Source organism: Rhodoferax sp. (genome assembly GCF_018780565.1).
GTDB lineage: Bacteria > Pseudomonadota > Gammaproteobacteria > Burkholderiales > Burkholderiaceae_C > Rhodoferax.
In genome coordinates, this window is sequence record NZ_JADMJN010000003.1 from 263,893 (window position 1) to 282,032 (window position 18,140).

Sequence of the window (18,140 nt, forward strand, 5' to 3'; positions counted from 1 at the left end):
CACTTCGGATCACTCAGCATGAAACTGGTCCGCATTTTTTCCCTTGAAGGGCGCGTAGAAGGCTTTGATGCTTGCCATGTCTGCCTCAATATTACCTGTCGGCTGGAACACGGGTCCGAGTCCGCTGATCTTCTTTTCATAGTCCATGTAGGCCATGACGATGGGCACCTGTGCGCCCAAGGCAATGTAGTAAAACCCCGTCTTCCAATAGCGCGTCTTGCCACGGGTGCCTTCGGGCGGCACGATCAGTTGCACCGGGCCATCCGCTGCCTTGATCGCCTCCACCGAGGCCGCCACCAGGTTGTTGGATTTCTCCCGCTCCACCGGTATGCCGCCCAGCCACATCATCAGGCTGCGAAAAGGGGGCCTGAAAAGCTGCTCTTTGCCCATCCAGTACACGTTGAGCCGCAGGGCGAACGCCACCATCAGGGTGTAGGGCAGGTCCCAGTTGCTGGTGTGGGGTGCTGCGATCAGCACACTTTTGCTGCCATTGGGCGGCAGACTGCCATTGATCTTCCAGCCGGTGATTTTTAAAAAACTGACGGAAAACGCACGCAAGAGCGTGTTGACGATGGGGGTGTCGAAGATGGTGTGGTGCATGTCTGGTTCAGCAGAATCAGGGGGCTGATTGTGAGGGTTGATGGGGCAAGACCACATGCAGGATTTTTTCAAGCGATTGCGCGGCTGGCGCGTTGGAGCAATCGAGTTCAATGTCGGGGTGCTCGGGTGCTTCATAGGGACTGTGGAGGCCGGTCATATTGGGCAGCAGGCCACTGCGGGCTTTTTTGTAGAGCCCCTTGACATCACGCTGCTCGCAAACTTCCAAAGGCGTACTGATATAGACCTCCAGAAAATTTTCAGAGCCAATCAGTGCTCTGGCCATTTCGCGCTCCCGACGGAAAGGGGAGATAAAAGCCGTCATCACAATCAACCCGGCGTCCATCATCAACCGGGCCACTTCCGCAATGCGGCGGATATTTTCCACGCGATCGGCATCCGTAAATCCCAGATCCTTGTTCAAGCCCTGGCGTACGTTGTCGCCATCAAGAAGGTAGGTGCGCAGGCCCCTGGCATGGAGTTCAAGCTCGAGCGCGTTGGCCATGGTCGACTTTCCGGAGCCCGATAGCCCGGTGAACCAGATGACCCGACCCTTGTGCCCACCCATTCGCTCCCGGTCGCGCCGCGTAATCGAGAGTGCCTGGGTGTGTAAGTCGTGTGCTGCTTGCAGAATCGCCATAGCCAGAGTCTCCCATACGATGGCTGGATTTTTTAAAAGCAGGCGGTATCCAAAACCGCCAGATTTCTCTTGCCTTGTTTGATAATAAGCGCAATGCAACACATTACTTTGACTCATTCACTGGCTGGCCAAGTGCTTGAAATAGCCCGTGAGGCAGGCTTTTCCATCATGCGGGTCTATGAGGAAATGCGTCACAACAGTGGGGGTACGAATGAGGCGCTGGTGGCCTACAAATCCGATGACAGCCCACTGACACAGGCCGACCTGTTGGCGCATCAGCTGATTTCTGAAAAACTCATGGCATTGACACCTGATATTCCGGTGGTTTCTGAAGAAGATGAGCAGTCACTGCAATACCGGTTACCCACCGGCGATTTCTGGCTCGTCGATCCCTTGGATGGCACCAAGGAATTCCTGGCTCAAAACGGAGAGTTCACAGTCAACATCGCTTTGGTTCGGGATGGCAAAGCTGTCCTGGGCGTGGTGTTGGCACCCGCGCTGGGCCAAGCCTATTGGGGCGCTGAGGGACTGGGGGCCTTTCGTGAATTGAATGGCCGGGTTGAGGCAATCAGGGTGAGTCCGCCAACGGCTGACACCAGGCAGTCCGTGCGTGTGCTCGCCAGCAAGAGCCATATGAATGCCGAGACGATCGAATTCATTGCGCGGCTGGGCGAGCATCAACTGGTGCAGGCCGGCAGCTCCCTGAAGTTTTGTCGTATTGCCGAAGGTGCTGCCGATGTCTATCCGCGCCTGGGGCCGACCTGTGAGTGGGATACTGCCGCCGCCCAAGCAATTGTTGAAGCCGCTGGTGGCCGTGTCACCAAGCTGGATGGCGCTTCTTTGCGCTATGGCAAGCCGGAGGTACTGAATCCGCATTTTGTGGCGTCGGGTGTGGCGTTGGCATTTATCAGCTAAGCCTTAGACGTTGGAAATTTTCCAGAAGGTTCCACTGACCATGACCAGTTTTATTCCGCGCGCATATGGCGCCACGACCATTCGACACACGGTTGATGCCATTCCTGCGACTATGCCTATGGCGCGTGCCCAAGCCGCTGTGAAAGTCCACAATCATGTGGATGCGGCGCGGTGGTTTGAACAGGCGATGAGGGAACAACCTGAGAATGTCCAGGCCAGCCTTGGCTTGGGTCAGTCTTTGTGCAGCCTGGGGCGACGCGGCGAAGGAACGGCCTATTTACGGCAAGCCGGGCAATATTTTCTGCAGGCATCCCGCCAGAGTGGAGACCTCACGCCCTTGCTTGAACTGATTTCTCAATTACAGCATTGGAGCGATTTTGAAGGGGCTCTTGAATTGGGCACTCAGGCTGCCGAGGTCAATAGTGCAGATTTTCGGGTTCACCAACTTCTGACCCTGACCTATTCCCAGTTGAACAGAACGGCAGATGCCTTGGTGGCTGGTCAGCGCGCACTGGAACTGGACCCAGAGAACAGCATGATGCATATTCTCCAGGGTAGTCTAGAGGCTGATGCAGGTTTGAACGCCGCTGCGAAGCTGCGCCTTGAAGATGTTCTGACCTACGAACTGAATGCCCGGGAAGAGTTTCGCGCACACAAGGAGTTGGCGCGGGTTCTGGACAAGCTTGGGGAATACGATCAGGTGTTTCCCCACTTGCATGAGTCTGCGGGATTTTCCAGTCAACTGCCTGAAATCACTCGACAGGACAAGGCTCTGATTCCAACGATGCTCAAAGCGAACAGAATAGAGTTTGACCGTGAGCTTCTAAGTCGCTGGTCTGGCGCGGAATTTCCGAAAAATAAGCCGTCATTGACGTTTTTGGTCGGCTTCATGCGCTCTGGCACCACTTTGACACAAGAGGTCTTGGATGCACATCCAGACGTCTTTGTTGCCGATGAGGCAGATTTCATATGGGCCATGCACCGCGAGCTGCACATGATGGACACGTCCACCGCCAACACTGCCGAGAAGCTGCGGCGGCTGGATTTTGTTGGTGTTCTGCATTTGCGTGAGTGTTACTGGAACCGGGTACGGCAGCGCTTCGGGGACAGTATCGGGGAGAGGATGCTGGTGGACAAATTCACAATGAACACCATTGATCTGGGTCTCATCAATGTGATTTTTCCTGATGCCAAGGTCGTCTTTGTCATGCGTGATCCACGCGACGTCTGTGTCAGTTGTTTTATGCAACTGATGGTGCCATCACCCGCGACCGTGCATCTTCTGACTTGGCAGGGCACGGCAGAGTTCTATGCGGCGGTGATGGATTGGTGGATGTACATCAAACAGCAAATGACCATGGGTTTTATCGAGTTTCGATACGAAGACGCCGTCATGCAATTTGAACCAACCTTCCGAAAGGTCTTCGATTTTCTCGGGCTCTCATGGGATGCAAGCGTTGCCGACTTCCACAAGCGCGCCGCTGGCAAGTTCATTTCTACGCCCAGCCGCACCCAGGTTGCCCAACCCCTGTACACATCGTCCGTGACACGATGGCGGCATTTTGAATCAGAGTTTGCACCGGTGTCTGAACTTCTCAAGCCATTTGTAAAAGCCTTTTATTACGAGCCATTTTGAAGAGCTGAATGGGCGTTACAAAATGGCGTTCAGGCGTAGCCAAATTTTTCAATGAACGGTTGCAAAATCGGCAATACATGGCTCAATTGCTGCTCATAGCGCCTCCAGCGAAATTTTGAGCGCAGATAGATTGGCTGCACTACCTGGTGATAGCTCGGGGTGTTAATCGCCCCTCGCTGGCGCGCATGGTCGGTGTGTCTGAGCACCGCATCATCCCAAGGCAGGCCGAGAAAATCCAGTAATTCACGACTTTTCTGGGGAATGTTCTCTATCAAGTCTTCATACCGTAGTTGATAAAAATTCAGAGGCAGCTGTTCCGAATAGTGAAGCCACGAGTCCATCACTTGCGAGTAAAAATTAACCGTGTTTTCTATGTTGAAGAAATTGGCCATGCCCGCATTAACTGCGAAATTCTGCATTAGGCAACTCAAGCAGACATCGCACGGGTGCCGAATTGCCACAATGAATTTGGCGTTCGGAAAAACCCTGGCAATAATCGGTACCAAAACCGTGTTCAATGGCATCTTGTCGATCAAGCGGTTGTCTGGTCGTAGGTTGATGTACTTTGCGACCGCCATGAAGTAAATCTGTCGCAGCTCATTGAGTTGACTTTCATGGAGATCGGTTAAAAAACCTGGCTGCCAATCCATCATCTCTAGTGCACGTTCTGCCATAAGGGAGACTGCTGGTTTTTCCTCCATCGCTTGTATGTTGGGATGACTGTCCAGAATTTGCTCCATCAGTGTGGTACCCGAACGCGGGAAGCCAATGAGAAACACAGGATCTATCCGATCGACATCCGCAACGCGTTCAACTTCTATTTGAGATCGCAACTCAGCGGTGACTAGTTGCCGAACTCGCGTATGCCGGTCTGTGTAGGCTTGGCCGGTACTGTCACTATTCGGGCCAAGCGCTGCCATTGCCTTTTTTCTTTTGCCCTCGACGATCATCGGATAGGCGCTCATAGCGTCGCCCATTTGATCGTAAATTTGTCCGAGCTCCAGTGTGATATCGGCGCTGAGATTGATCGATAACGTCGGAGTCAGCAACCTTTGCAGGCGGTCAGCCGCTTGTTGTAGGCGCTGTTCGCGTCGCTCCAACTGTGCCATCACCAGGTTGCCCACAACATGTGCGGGTGCAAGATGTAAACCCTGAGTCGCCAATCTCTTTGCCTCGACCGTTTCCCCCATCTTTTCGAGAATGCCGGCTAAACTGGCGATCAGATCAACGTCTTCAGGTGCAAGGCTCAATGCGTGTCGAAAATTTTTCAGCGCCGCCGGGTTTTCTCCTTTCAGGTGCAGTGCATGACCGATGTTTCCCAGTACGACCGTATCCAAGGGTCTTAATGCGGCTGCATGTTGCAGATGGTCGAGGCCAACTTCAATCCGTCCCAAGTTGATGTAGATCGCACCGAGTTCGGCCAATGCTTCTGGAAATGACGGACGCGAACGTAAGGCCTGCTCCAAACTGATGATTGATTCAGACACCGCCCCTTGCTCGTGCAGAGCCAGTCCCAAAAGATAATGCGCATCAGCGAAATCCGGCAAAAGACGGATGGCGGCCCGATAGCTTTCAATGGCATCCAATCTTTTTTCTTGGCTATGCAAAGCCTGACCCAGCGCAAAGTGCGCATATCCTAATTTAGGCGCCAATAGCAAACTTCGCCTTGCAGAACGTTCTGCATGTATGAAATTGCCAAGTCTTTTTTCAATCAACGATAGCTTGGTCCAAGCCTCTGCATCCATTGGGTCGAGCTTGCATACGCTGGAAAACAAGGCTTGCGCCTGAACCAAGTCCCCTGCGTTGGCTGCAAAATCGGCTTTAATTTTTTTCCCTGATGTGAGTACGTTTTTCTTGGACAAAAGCTGAATCCCCAAAGGCATCGAAGTGGCTGTTGTAAATTTTATCGACAAATTGGGCGCAAAAAAAACCCCCAATACTGGGGGCCTCTTGCTAATCATGGGCGCTGCTAGCGCCACCCATTCGCCGCTACTAGCGTGCTTGTTAGGCGGATTTCTTGCGGCGGCTTGCAGCCAAACCAGCCAAACCAAGACCCAGCAGCGCCAACGAGCCTGGCTCGGGCACGGTACCGGAGCCACCGCCGCCGCCTGTAACAGAGCCGAAGCCGTCAAGGTAGACATAACCCCAGTGACCGCCGTACGGGCAGTCCGCTGCCAACAAGCTCAAGGTGTAGTCGTGGCCTTGTGTGACGTTGATGACCTCGTCAATCCAGCGTGTGTAGAAAACACTTCCATTCACGGAGAATAATGGGCCATTTGTTGCGGAGTTGTAGCTGATGGTGGCCACATTGCTTCCCAATGTGTCATCGCGCAAGCTGATCGTGAAGTTATCAGAGTCAGTTGGACCGTGTGAAGCTTGGAGTACTGCAGCCCAAGAGAAATTGATGGTGCTTGCGTCGTAGTTCAGGACGGTTTGCTTGATCAGGTTAACCGAGTAATTGTTGTTCGCGTCGTTTACTTTGACCGCATGGTTACCGTAACGAACTGTGGACAGGCCAGAGAATGCGTCAACACCACCTGTGTTCGTAACCGTAACCGACGAGTAAGCAGCATTGTAGTAAGTACCACCGGTGCTGTAATTCGCAGGAGTCAAATCCGCCATATTGGCAGTGTTCCAATAGCCACTGCCTTGGGTCCAGCTGCTGGTCGTTCCGTCTTCAAAGCCACCATTCACAAAATTGGCAGCATGAGCGGAGCCTGCTGAAAATGCGGCTGCAATGGCGAGTGGGAGAAGTTTCTTGATCATTTTGATCCCCTACAAAGTTTAGAAAAATTGACTAACGGTTGCGGATAAGCATTCTTCGTGCCATTTTTCTAAGCCTTTGATTTGCAATGACTTTCTTGAAATTGTGGATTGAACGAATGATTGGATGTTAAAAAAATCGACATTCATCGGTTGATTTGCATCAATTTTTCAGGGATTGCTGCAATTGTCCCAAGACTGCTTGATCGGCTTTGCCAAGTTGTTTGCTGTCGATCGTCGCCAACTCAGTTGCGGCTGCTTTTCGGTCGCCAGTCCCCAGCAATTGCTGGGCCAGATGCAAGCGCGGAACGGCGGCGGCGGGCGAGAGATTCACTGCAGTGCGCAAGCTTGCAATACCTTCCTCTCGCTTTCCCGCCAACGCTTGGGCCATGCCCAATGTGTCAAGCACATTGGGATTGTCCGGCATCAGTTGCGCCGCCTTCAAGGCGTTGTCAATGGCTTTGGGTTGCTTCGCTTGAATCTGGGCCCAGGCCAGATCGTTGAGCACGATCGGGTTGCGAGGGTTTTTGGTGGCGATTTTTTGCAGAAATTCAACTGCTTTCTCGGCTTTACCTTGGGCAAGGGCTCGTTGCGCGGCATAGCCTAGGACCACAGGGCTTTCGGGGAATTTGCGCAGACTGCTGGCCAGTTCGTCGTCTGCAGAAGCGTTTCGGTTTGTACGGTCTAGCAAACCGACCACCCGTAGCGATGCCTCTGGTTCAGCCCCAGCCTTGGCGGCCTTGCTGAATTGCTTGAGCGCATCATCCGGCTTGCCGGATTGGGCCAGCACATCGCCTTCCAGCAGCATCGCCGCGAGCTTGTGCGGTTCGCGTTCACCTAACTGCCTGGCAATTGACAGTGCTTCGCGAGGATTGTCACGAACCATCAGCTTGGCCAGGGCAATATAGGCCGTGCTGTCAAAAGGACGATCAGTAATCAGCCCGCGAAACAAGGTGGTGGCTTGGGTGTTGCGATTGGCTTGTGCTTCCAGTTCACCAAGTTTGAGCCGCCAGTCTGCGCGCTGGGGGTAGCTCGATACCAGTTTGCGGTAGGTCTCGGTTGCCAGTTCCAGTTTGCCCATGCGCTCATAGGTCCGGGCAAGCAGGGCGGACGCAGCTGCGGGTGCGTTGTTCGCCGCTGCACCTGACTGGGCCACGCTCAGGGCCGCATCTGCGTTACCTGCCCGAAAGTGTTCTTCAACCAAAACCTCTCGCAGTGAACTTGCGGTGGGGTGTGCTACCACGCCTTTCTCCAGCAGCGGAATAACGCCAGACTTGCTCTTTTCCTCAGCACGCAGCAGGGCGGCAAAAGCCAGATAGGTTTGAGCTGTACTGGTTTTGCTTTCCAGTGCTTTTTCGTAACGGGTATGCAGCTCCTGGCGTTGTCCCGGTTCTTTGGCCATGCCGGCCAGCGCCGTAAGGGCTGCATCAAAGCCAGGCTTGAGATCCAATGCAGCCAGGGTGGCCTGCCACGCTCCGGCGGTGTCTTTTTGGTAGCCCAAAGCTGCAGCCTGCACCAAATGTGATTGAGGATCTTGGGGACTCGCCTTCATTGCATAGTTCGCCAGTTGTTGAACCCTTGCGGTGTCGCCCATGGCCATGGCGATGGAAATAATCCGGTCTCGCAGTGCAGGGTCATCCCGTCCAGTTTCAGTAGCTCGGTCCAATAAGGCGGCTGCGGCTGGCTTATCGCCCTGGCGGGATTTAAGTTCGCTCAAGCGCAGCAGATTGGCGGCATCCTTGGGGTGCTTTGCGATCAAATCAGTCAGCGTGGCCATCGCTTTTTTGAGGTCACCGGCTTTCAATTCCGTATCGGCCTTCAGGGACAGCAGTTGGGCATTGTTGGGCGCGACACTCAGTCCGCGTCGGATTGTTTCCTCCGCATCTTTGCTTTTTCCCATTTGAAGTTGGGCAGATGCCTGCATCTGCAGGGCCGGGACTGAATACGGATTCAGTTTGAGTATCTTTTTCAACCGGCTGTCTGCCATCTGCACGTCCCCTTTCTGGAGTTCCGCACTCGATGCCAGCAGGGCGGCGGGGAGATGGTCTGGTGAAATGGCCAGTACCTTCAGTGCGGCCGCATGGCTGCTTTCGCTTTTTCCTTCCCGCGCCAGAATGATGGCATTGAGATAGTGTGTCCAGTAATAGTTTGGTGCCAGTTTTCGAAGCTGATCGCGCAGCGGAACAGCCGCATCGAATTTGCCTGCGGACATGAGGGCCTCGGCATATTCCCCAATCAAGCCACGGTGCCAGGGAGCGACTTCGTGGGCGTGCTTGATGGATTCCAGTGCTTTGACCGGATTACCGACCGCGTTGTAGACACGACTCAGTGCCCGCAGCGTCCACCAGGATGCCGTTGTGTTGGAGGGCATGTTGTTGAGTTCTGCCAATGCTTGATCGGCTTGACCGCCGGCCAGCAGTAATTGGGCTTTGGCCAATCTGACCGCTGGCGTTGAGACAGTTGCCCCCTTGAGTTGCTCCTGGGCGAGCACTGTACGTTTCTGGCTCACTTGGGCGATGGCGACCAGCGCCCGGATGTTACTTTCTGCTTCGGGTGATTTGAGATGGCGATCCTTGAAATCGCGAATGAGAGGCTCAAGTTCATTGCGTTCGAGCATCAGGGTGGCGATGCGTGGTACCAGCTGGTCGGCGTCACCACCGCGCTCCAAGGCCTTACGCAAATGCTGTTCAGCGTTGGCTGGATCAAATGAGTGTTCATAGGCATCCGCCAGCGCCAGACGAGCTTCAACTGAGTCGGGTTGCGCTTGCACTGCATTTTTGAATTCAATAATGGCAGACGCATACTCGCCCTTGGTCATGTACTCTTGCCCTGCGTTCATGGGGTCTTGGCCGCAGCCTACGATCAAGCAGGCAAGCGCCGAGGCCAGTATCAACGGAGGAAAATGCTTTTGGAGCAAAGATGGAGAGAAGTTTGCAATGGGCTTTTTCAAGTGAATACTCCCGCGAAATGAATCAGGTTGTGCCATTTATTTTGTGTGGAATCGCGTGATCACACAGCGTTTCATTCTACAAACACTAAGATAAAGTCTTTTCTCGTTTTGTCCTGCGCGAGCGTGGTCCACTGATATCAATGAGCAATGCCTAGATCTTTTCCTGTTGTTGCTGTGCGTACTTTCTGCCTTCGGCTGGCTTGTGGTTTCCTGATTTTTTCTGCATTGACAGGGGGGGAGCTTGCACGTCGCAAGGGTGTACCTTGGCAGGTAAAAGCTGCATGGCCCCTGCAAACTCAGCAGGTGTCAGGTAATCCTTTGTCGTCTAGCGGCCATGGCCACATTCCCATGCCGCCCAACACTCCCGCCGCCCACGCCAGCACCCTGCTGGCCATGCCGGCCGCCTCTCCATCGGTGTTGATGGCCTTCTGGTTTGCTGGCACACGCGAGAGCGCGGCGGATGTCCAGATCGCTGCCTCGCAATTTGACCGCACAGCCCAAACGTGGAGTCCTGCGCGCTTTGTGGTGAATCGCCATGTCTTGGGTGATCAGTTGGGTTTTGGGGTTCGTCGCCTTGGCAACCCGGTGGCCTGGGTGGATGCCAAGGGCAAGATTCATCTGTTTGTGGTGGCGACGGGCCTGGGTGGCTGGGCAGCGGGGCGCATTGTGCATTTGCGCCAGAGCAGTGAGCGCAGTGATTTGCAGGCGCTTTCCCTGGATGTGGTTCGGGTATTGCCACTTTCCTGGCTCTGGAACACCAGTTTCCTGGTTCGCAGCGCGCCGCTGCCCCTGGCGGATGGCGGCATGGTGTTGCCGGTGCATTTTGAGCTCGGTATCAAGTACCCGGTCGCCTTGCGCTTTGACGCCGAAGGCAAGTTTTTGGGACAGGTTCGGATTTCAAGCCGCAAGCACTTGCTGCAACCCACGCTGCTGCCCTTGAGTGAGTCGCACTGGCTGGCGCTGATGCGTGACCAACGGCCTGCAGGCAAAGTGGCTGTCGCTCAAACGCTCGATGGTGGGCAGAGTTGGGTGGACCTGCCTGATCTGGTGCTCGACAACCCAGATGCTTCGGTCGCCGGGCTGGCCTTGGCACCAGGGCGCATGTTTCTCGCCCACAACACTTCGCCCAACAACCGGACCGCATTGGACTTGAGCAGTTCGTCAGAGGGTGAAGCCTGGAGTGTGTCGCAGCCGCTGGCGCATGGCGCGGGCTCGGAGGAGTATTCATACCCGGCTCTGGCCTGGGCTGATGACAGCTTGTGGGTGAGTTACACCGATCAGCGCCGCAACATTGCCTGGCACCGGTTTTCATTTTCGTCTACGGCACGCTGAGGCACCCTTGCATGATGGATTTCAGCGATTTTTCTAAGCTCATGTTTTCGACGCAAAACGCCGTGCTGCCCAGTCCTACAGGCATGCGGGTGGCCCTGCATGTGTTCTGGGCTCTGGCACTTGGCTGCGCTACCCTGCTGATAGCCCGCAAGCTTTCACGCGACTATCGGCTGGGTTTAACCATTGCGGTGATGTCCTGGACCTTGCTGCCGGGTGCCGCATCGCCCGCGTACTGGCTGGGTTTGGCATTTCAAACACCCAGTTTGACGAGTGCGGTCATTTGCCTGGCCTGGCTTGTGTCGCGCAGACCCTGGACGCAGGGGGAGGGGATCCTCGGGTCGTCGGGTGGCCCCATCGATGTGTCGGCCTTGTGGGCGTTAGCAGGTATGGCGCTGGGCTGGGTGCTGTTGTTGGATGCGCTGGCCTGGTTGCCAGTGTCGGTCTACGCCTGGGGTTTCAGTTCTGCGGCCTTTGCTGCAGTGGCCTTGTTGCTGACACTGATCTGGGTGGTTGGGGGTCGCGTGAATGGTCTGCGCGACGCGAGCTTGATGGCGTGTGTCTTGGGCCTGTTTGTGCTGACACGCTTGCCTACCGGCAATGTATGGGATGCCTTGATCGACCCTTGGTTGTGGGTAGGCCTTCAGGCGTGCTGGCTCTTTAGTGTGGTTCGCCGTCTGCGGCATGCGTGGCGCGGGCAAGCAACCACTCGCGCCTGAACAACCAGCTTTGCGGATACCAGAGATTGGCGAGCGTGATCTCGCCGCTTTGGTGGCGCCCTTTGACCTCCCATCGCGTGCCCAGTACCGTGCAAGCGGGTACGCACGGCGGAGCCTGTTCGGAGGGAGTCAAGGGGAGCCAGATCACGGCATCGTGGCTGGCCAGCAGTCGCTTGAGTTCTTCCTGGGGTGGCAGTTGAGCATCGGCACGTGCTAACGCATCGCCGTCATAGGGTACGAAACGATTGCCCGGCAAAAGAAACTGGAAGCGTTCAAATTGTCCGTTAAAGCTGCTGGGCACGGCGATGCGAGCCTTGTTCAATGGGGCGGTGACTTCGTCCGGGTAATGTCCCGCAGGACCATTCAGTGGCGCGGTGGTCAGACTAAAGCAGGTATACACCATCAGGCAAGTTGCCACCGTACAGGCACGGGTCCAAGCCGGTTTCAATAGGCCGCTGATCAACAGTATGAAGCCCGCTGCAACAGTGAGCAGTGTGGCGCCGAGTTCTGTGCTTGTGCCAATCCCGAGTTCATGGGCTGCCCAGCCGATGCGTCCCAGCACCCCAAGGAACAAGCCGCTCAATAGCAGCGACAACAGAAACCATCTGCGTGCAATGCGCTCCCAGTACAGCGCGATCAGCATGGCCAGTGCGGGCATGGCGGGGATGACATAGCGCGCAGAGCGCTGGCTGGGCAGTGTGAAAACGATGAGCCACACCGCCAGCCACACCAGCAAGATCACCAGGTGGGGTGACAGCGTGGTGTTGCCCATCTCATGGCGCCAAACCTGAAACCCGAACTTCAGGCCAACAACGGCCAGGCCGATGACCACAAAGGCGAGCAGGCCCGCATTCTGGACATAGGCCAGTAGTTGCGCCCATATGCTGAAGCCACCGCCCAACATGGCCACATGCCAGTAGCCCTGGCTGTTCGACAACTTGCCCGCATTCTCGCCAATCACAAACTCCTGCCATACGGCCCCGGGGTCGGGGTCCAGCACAAACCACAAGGCAAAAACACCCAGCGCGATCGCTGCACTCAAGCTTACTTTGACGCTAATCTGCAAGGCGACTCGCCAATTCAGGGCGGGTGAAGTCAAAAGTTGGCTGCACCACAACGCTGTGGCCGCGGGTGCAATCAAGGCAAAGGACTTGCAGGCGAGACCCAGTCCCAGCGCCATGCCCAGGCCTATGTGAGCTGGCCAACCCAAGCCGTTCGTCGGAGGTTCTGCATCGTGACGCAAGCGATGCCACAGTAGCCAGAACATGGGCAGGCTCAACCAGAACGTTTCGGGGGCGCTGGTCAAGAACGTACGGCCAAAACGGAAGGTACAAAAAAACGCAAGGTACACGCAGGCCGCTACACAGGCGCTGCGCAGATCGTGCGTGATTTTTTTCAGGGTCCAGAACACGGCACCAGCGATCAGCATGGTGTAGATCAGGCTGGGGGTGCGCAGCGCGGTCATGCTCCAGTTCCGGCCCCAGTCACCCGCCACCATGGCGTGCCAGAACAACAGCGGTGGCTTGGTATTGCGCATGTGGTCCAGCTCGGACACAAGGGGGAGCCAGTGATTGGACGCAGCGGTCAGGCGCGCAATGTGCGTGTAGACCAACTCGTCCCCATTGCTGGGGTTGTACTGGCCACCCAAACCGAAAACGTAGGCACTGACTGCGAGCAGCAGCAGGGCCAGCCAGGCTAGCGTTGAGGCGTTGAAGGCAGGTTGGCGCGGGGAAGGGGCATGCATGACCTATTGTGGCGGAGACTGGCGAAAGGTCCAGCGGTCATTGGCCAGAAAGTTGCTCACGCTCGCAATCACGATGGCTATGACGTTGGCCAGCATGTAATGCATGTAGTTCGTCAGCCAGAGGGTCAGGCCGTATTGCAGGGCAATGCCAAACCAGGACGCCAGCGTGTAGAGGCCAAACTGGCGCAGCAGGGTGCTCGATCCTGATTCTGCACTTTGATGTTGCGCCTGGATTGCCTGCAGGCGATCGGCCCAGGTCCAGATGCGGTTCCAGCTGAAATTGTTGACGGTTGCGACAGCAATCGCCAGCGCAAGGGAGGCATAGGGTTTGCTTCCTACGGGCTCGATGGCGCGAAACAGGTATTCATGCGCGGTGTAGAGCACAGCCAGGTTGACCACGGTGCCACTTGCGCCAACCAGCCCAAACTTGATATAGCGAAAGCCTTTAAGCCATTCGACAAGCAGAAATAAATGCTGCTGCCAGCTCGCGCGTTGGCTCATAAGCCTTCAAAGACAGGCTCGGCCAGCGCAGCCAGGGCTTGTGCCAGCACCGGATCAGGGGCAATGCGCTTGAGGCATTGGTTGTCGCCATCGCAGAAGGTTTCGCGGTGGTTGTAGGCGCTCAAGCAGGGGGAGCAGGCCAGTCCTGATTCCAGTACCTTGGCGCGAGACCCCAGCGGGCCATAAAGACGCCCGGTTTCGGGGCCAAAGAAAACCATTGTTCGAATCGGTGTGAGGCTGGCAAAATGACCCGGCCCGCCGTCATTGGTAATCAACAAATCGGCACCGTAGAACAGCATCAGCAATTCGCGGATGCTGCGGGTATAGCCAGTCAGGTCGACGCAAAATTCGCTTTTTGTTTCCGATTGCAGATCTCGCGCCAGTTGTGCATCGTCACGCAAACCAATCAACCCCACTGCGTGCCCGGCCTGCGTCAGGCCGCGTGCCACCTGTGCATAGTGCGCGGCGGGCCAAGCCCGCTCGGGCAGAAGGCCGCCACCGGCATACATCAGCACGATTTTGCGACCCTTGAGCACGGGGTGGTCGCTCAGCATTTTTTTGCGGTAGGCCAACAATTCGCCGGATTCAAAAGGCACGGACAGGCCGGTGTCTTTGGGCAACTCGCGAATTGGCGCGGCCTTGTTGCGCGGCATGCCTTGAGAATCCAGCGCATCTGCCAGTGACAGAAACTGCTTGCTGATGTGCTGGTAGGGGTTGTAGGGAATAGCCCGGTTGATGTAGCTGCCACGGTACAGGCCTTCCTGCGTATGCGGCGTGAAGCCCACGCGCAAGGGAGCCCCGCTGAGGTAGGACATCAGGCTGCTGATCCGTGAAAACAATTCGCAGTCAATCACAGCATCCAGCGGCAGACGGCGTAGCGTCATGCTGACACGCCAGATGTCGCGCAAAAGCCCCAATCCCGCGCTGTCGTCCAGCGAATGCAGGTGCTCGGGCCTTGCCAGGCTCAACAGTTTGGCGACTTCCTGGTTTTTCTTGAGTTGCAGCACGTGCAGCGTGGCACTGGGATAACGTTGACGCAGGGCCGCAAACATGGGGCCTGCCAGCACCACGCTGCCCATCTCTGACAGCAAAATGATCAGGATGTGCCGTGGCTCGCGCGCCAGTTGTGCCTGAGGACGCCCCAGCGACACACACCATGCCCAGACAGACACCACGCGGCACAGAAGCTGGCCTGGCCAGCGATCTATCCAGCGCTGTGTCTGTATTTTCATGCGTCCCGAATGGCCTGTGCTTACAACCCGGCTGCCGCGCGCAGTGCCTGGGCCTTGTCGGTGCGCTCCCAGCTGAACTCGGGCTCTTCACGGCCAAAATGTCCGTAAGCCGCTGTCTTTTCGTAGATCGGACGCAACAGATCCAGCATCTGGATGATGCCTTTGGGGCGCAGGTCAAAGTGCTCATTGACCAGCGCTGCAATCTTGTCGTCGGAAATCACGCCCGTGCCTTCGGTGTACACCGTCACGTTCATGGGCATGGCCACACCGATGGCGTAGGCGACCTGAATCTGGCACTGCTTGGCCAAGCCGGCGGCCACAATGTTCTTGGCCACGTAGCGGGCGGCATAGGCGGCAGAACGGTCCACTTTTGTGGGATCTTTGCCGCTGAAGGCACCGCCGCCGTGAGGGCAGGCACCACCGTAGGTGTCCACAATGATCTTGCGTCCGGTCAGACCACAATCGCCTTGCGGACCACCGATCACGAAACGGCCTGTCGGGTTGATCAAATATTTGGTGTCGGAGGTCAGCCACTCCTTGGGCAATACCGGCTTGATGATGTCTTCAATCACTGCTTCGATGAAAGCGGGTTTCATCTTGGTGCCGTCGCTCATTTCGGGGCTGTGCTGGCTGGACAGCACCACGGTGTCAATGCTGTGCGGCTTGCCGTCCACATAACGCATGGTGACCTGGCTCTTGGCATCCGGGCGCAGGAAGGGCAGACGGCCGTCTTTGCGCAACTGGGCCTGGCGTTCCACCAGACGGTGGGCGTAATAGATGGGCGCGGGCATGAGTTCGGGTGTCTCATTGCAGGCGTAGCCAAACATCAGGCCCTGGTCTCCGGCGCCGGTATTCAGGTGATCATCTGACGCGTGGTCCACCCCTTGGGCAATGTCGTTGCTCTGCTTGTCGTAGGCGACGAGCACCGCGCAACCCTTGTAGTCGATGCCGTACTCGGTGTTGTCATAGCCGATACGTTTGATGGTGTCACGCGCCACCTGGATGTAGTCCACATGAGCGTTGGTGGTGATCTCGCCCGCCAGCACCACCAGGCCGGTGTTGCACAAGGTTTCGGCGGCGACGCGGGACTTGGGGTCCTGCTTGAAAATCGCGTCGAGAATCGCGTCGGAAATCTGGTCGGCTACCTTGTCGGGGTGACCTTCGGAAACGGATTCAGAGGTAAAGAGAAAATCGTTCGCCATAATTTAAAGCTCCAATATCAACAAGTTAAACACTGCGTTGCTTGGGCTTGGAGGCTTCGGCGAACGCTTTAGCAGAATTGTCAGATTTGACAAGGCACAATAACGACTCGCGGGAGCCAGTCCATTGTGTGTCGCCCTGCAAGTAGTTCCGTAACTCAGCGACTCGTGCATTTTATCCCACTGATGATTAGCCTGTTCAAATTTTTCTCGGCACTGCCTTTGTGGCTGGTGCATGGCGTGGGTTGGGGCTTGGGCTGGCTGGTGTTTGTCTCATCCGGCGTGTACCGCAAGCGTTTCCTGGCGAATGCTCACCAGGCAGGGATGAACGGACGGCAATGGCGCGGTGCCGTGGGCGAGAGCGGCAAGCTGGTTGCAGAGTTGCCCCGTTTGTGGCTGGGGCGACCTGTGCCAGTGTTTTGGGATGGTGCCAGTTATGTCGACGAAGCCCTGGCTGCGGGGCGGGGCGTGGTTTTTCTGACTCCACATCTGGGGTGTTTCGAGATTACTGCGCAAGCGTATGCACAGCGCTATGGTCAGCAGAAGCAAGCGATGACAGTCCTGTTTCGTCCGCCACGTCAGCCCTGGCTGCGTGCCGTGGTGACAAGCGCCCGTGCCCGCCCCGGCTTGCAGACCGCGCCAACCACGCTGGCGGGCGTCAAGCAGATGATCAAGGCTTTGAAGCAGGGCCAGTCGCTGGGCCTCTTGCCAGACCAGGTGCCGCCATTGGGGCTGGGTGTCTGGGTGCCTTTTTTTGGACGGGACGCTTACACCATGACGCTCTCGGCCCGCTTGGCACAACAAACCGGCGCAACGGTCCTGCTCGCCTGGGGTGAGCGATTGCCTTGGGGGCGTGGCTTTCGGGTACACGTACAGCGTCTGGCGGAGGCGTTGCCTGAAGATGCGACACAGGCCGCGCTGGTCATCAACCGGGCAATGGAAGACCTGATTTGTCGTTGTCCGCAGCAGTACCTGTGGGGCTACGCGCGGTACAAACAGCCCCGGCAAGACTTATGAGCACAGGATTTGAATTATGTTGAGGTGCTCATGCTGAGTCAGCTTGGGATTGGGTTCATGCATGTGCTGGGGCGTCTGCCGCTGGCCTGGGTACGCGCGCTGGGCTGGTCGCTGGGGTGGGTGCTGTATGCCGTCGCCACGTCGCGCCGACGCATTGTGGCGACCAATTTGCGCCTGTGTTTTCCTGATTACACTGCGCAGAAAATTCGTTTACTCACGATTCGTACCTTTGTCCACTTTGCCCAGGCCTGGCTGGACCGGGGCTGGCTGTGGCACGGCTCACCGTCCGTGGTGCGGCGACGCCTCGTCCTGTCTGGCGCCATGAATGAACTTCAGGGCAATGGGCCGGTTGTCATTTTTGCGCCACATTTTGTAGGACTGGATGCGGGTTGGACCGCCTTGACCCAGCAGCTGCCGCGGCACTTCACCACGATTTACACCGATCAGGCCAACAAGGTGATGGACGCATGGATCCTGGCGGGTCGCCAGCGTTTTGGGTCAGCCAGGCTTTTTGGTCGGGTGGATGGCGTCAAGACCATCGTTGCGGCTTTGCGGGCGGGCGATCCGCTGTATCTGCTGCCGGACATGAACTTTGGCCCGGAAGAGTCAGTTTTTGTGCCGTTTTACGGCGTTTCGGCAGCAACCGTGCCCAGTCTGTCGCGTTTTGCCAGATTGGGTCGGGCGAAAGTGGTGCCGGTGCTTACCCGCATGACACGTCAAGGTTACGAAGTTCAGGTCATGCCTTCATGGCAGGGCTTCCCGACCGGGGATGCCGTGGCTGACACGGCGCTGATGAATTTGAGGCTGCAGTCTTTCATAGACACCATGCCGGATCAGTACTACTGGGTTCACCGGCGGTTCAAGGATCGCCCGCCCGGTGCGGCACAGGTTTACTGAG

Annotated in this window: 14 protein-coding genes and 1 pseudogene; 6 read left to right on the plus strand and 9 right to left on the minus strand. The window is 56.6% G+C overall.

The window, feature by feature from the left end; all coding sequences use genetic code 11:
- Positions 1-9: 9 nt before the first annotated feature.
- On the minus strand, positions 10-600 hold the full coding sequence (locus tag IV109_RS05155; RefSeq protein ID WP_296693232.1) for a lysophospholipid acyltransferase family protein: 591 nt from the start codon (positions 598-600) through the stop codon (positions 10-12).
- A 16-nt stretch (positions 601-616) separates the two neighbouring features.
- Positions 617-1,234 (minus strand): annotated as a pseudogene (gene cysC / locus IV109_RS05160) (adenylyl-sulfate kinase); the annotation flags it as partial.
- A 96-nt stretch (positions 1,235-1,330) separates the two neighbouring features.
- Here cysC and cysQ point away from each other — a divergent pair.
- Together cysQ and IV109_RS05170 are read left to right on the plus strand one after the other, a co-directional pair.
- Positions 1,331-2,152 (plus strand): 3'(2'),5'-bisphosphate nucleotidase CysQ, encoded by an 822-nt coding sequence (gene cysQ, locus IV109_RS05165; RefSeq protein ID WP_296693234.1) that lies wholly within the window; start codon positions 1,331-1,333, stop codon positions 2,150-2,152.
- A 10-nt stretch (positions 2,153-2,162) separates the two neighbouring features.
- A complete protein-coding gene (locus IV109_RS05170; RefSeq protein ID WP_296693237.1) occupies positions 2,163-3,788 on the plus strand; it encodes a tetratricopeptide repeat-containing sulfotransferase family protein in 1,626 nt (541 codons plus the stop codon).
- 29 nt (positions 3,789-3,817) lie between these two features.
- Here the strand turns inward: IV109_RS05170 and IV109_RS05175 are convergent, their stop codons facing one another.
- From IV109_RS05175 to prsT, 3 genes are all read right to left on the minus strand, one after another.
- Positions 3,818-5,650, minus strand: a complete 1,833-nt coding sequence (locus tag IV109_RS05175; RefSeq protein WP_296693240.1) for a tetratricopeptide repeat-containing sulfotransferase family protein — start codon at positions 5,648-5,650, stop codon at positions 3,818-3,820.
- 142 nt (positions 5,651-5,792) lie between these two features.
- Positions 5,793-6,554 carry a PEP-CTERM sorting domain-containing protein gene (locus IV109_RS05180; protein WP_296693243.1) on the minus strand — a complete coding sequence of 254 codons (762 nt, stop codon included), beginning with the start codon at positions 6,552-6,554 and terminating at the stop codon, positions 5,793-5,795.
- A gap of 160 nt (positions 6,555-6,714) precedes the next feature.
- On the minus strand, positions 6,715-9,537 hold the full coding sequence (gene prsT / locus IV109_RS05185) for an XrtA/PEP-CTERM system TPR-repeat protein PrsT (protein ID WP_296693246.1): 2,823 nt from the start codon (positions 9,535-9,537) through the stop codon (positions 6,715-6,717).
- A 312-nt stretch (positions 9,538-9,849) separates the two neighbouring features.
- On the opposite strand from prsT, the gene IV109_RS05190 reads away from it, so the two are divergent.
- Entirely contained in the window at positions 9,850-10,833 is a 984-nt protein-coding gene (locus IV109_RS05190; RefSeq protein WP_296693250.1) for a sialidase family protein, read from the plus strand.
- A gap of 14 nt (positions 10,834-10,847) precedes the next feature.
- Positions 10,848-11,549: a hypothetical protein gene (locus IV109_RS05195; protein WP_296693253.1), complete on the plus strand. Its 702-nt coding sequence runs from the start codon at positions 10,848-10,850 to the stop codon at positions 11,547-11,549.
- Here IV109_RS05195 and IV109_RS05200 read toward each other — a convergent pair.
- The 4 genes from IV109_RS05200 to metK are packed head-to-tail and all read right to left on the minus strand — an operon-like array spanning position 11,491 to position 16,228.
- Positions 11,491-13,293, minus strand: coding sequence for a phospholipid carrier-dependent glycosyltransferase (locus IV109_RS05200; protein ID WP_296693258.1), 1,803 nt, complete (start codon positions 13,291-13,293; stop codon positions 11,491-11,493). The two genes, IV109_RS05195 and IV109_RS05200, sit on opposite strands and share 59 nt — an antisense overlap.
- Positions 13,294-13,296: 3 nt before the next feature.
- Entirely contained in the window at positions 13,297-13,794 is a 498-nt protein-coding gene (locus IV109_RS05205) for a GtrA family protein (RefSeq protein WP_296693261.1), read from the minus strand.
- Positions 13,791-15,026: a glycosyltransferase family 9 protein gene (locus tag IV109_RS05210; protein WP_296693264.1), complete on the minus strand. Its 1,236-nt coding sequence runs from the start codon at positions 15,024-15,026 to the stop codon at positions 13,791-13,793. The genes IV109_RS05205 and IV109_RS05210 overlap by 4 nt, the downstream gene beginning before the upstream one ends.
- Positions 15,027-15,046: 20 nt before the next feature.
- Positions 15,047-16,228 carry a methionine adenosyltransferase gene (gene metK / locus IV109_RS05215; protein ID WP_296693267.1) on the minus strand — a complete coding sequence of 394 codons (1,182 nt, stop codon included), beginning with the start codon at positions 16,226-16,228 and terminating at the stop codon, positions 15,047-15,049.
- A 183-nt stretch (positions 16,229-16,411) separates the two neighbouring features.
- On the opposite strand from metK, the gene IV109_RS05220 reads away from it, so the two are divergent.
- Positions 16,412-17,242: a lysophospholipid acyltransferase family protein gene (locus tag IV109_RS05220; RefSeq protein ID WP_296693272.1), complete on the plus strand. Its 831-nt coding sequence runs from the start codon at positions 16,412-16,414 to the stop codon at positions 17,240-17,242.
- Positions 17,243-17,272: 30 nt separating this feature from the next.
- On the plus strand, positions 17,273-18,139 hold the full coding sequence (locus tag IV109_RS05225) for a lipid A biosynthesis acyltransferase (RefSeq protein WP_296693275.1): 867 nt from the start codon (positions 17,273-17,275) through the stop codon (positions 18,137-18,139).
- The last annotated feature ends 1 nt before the right edge of the window (position 18,140 follow it).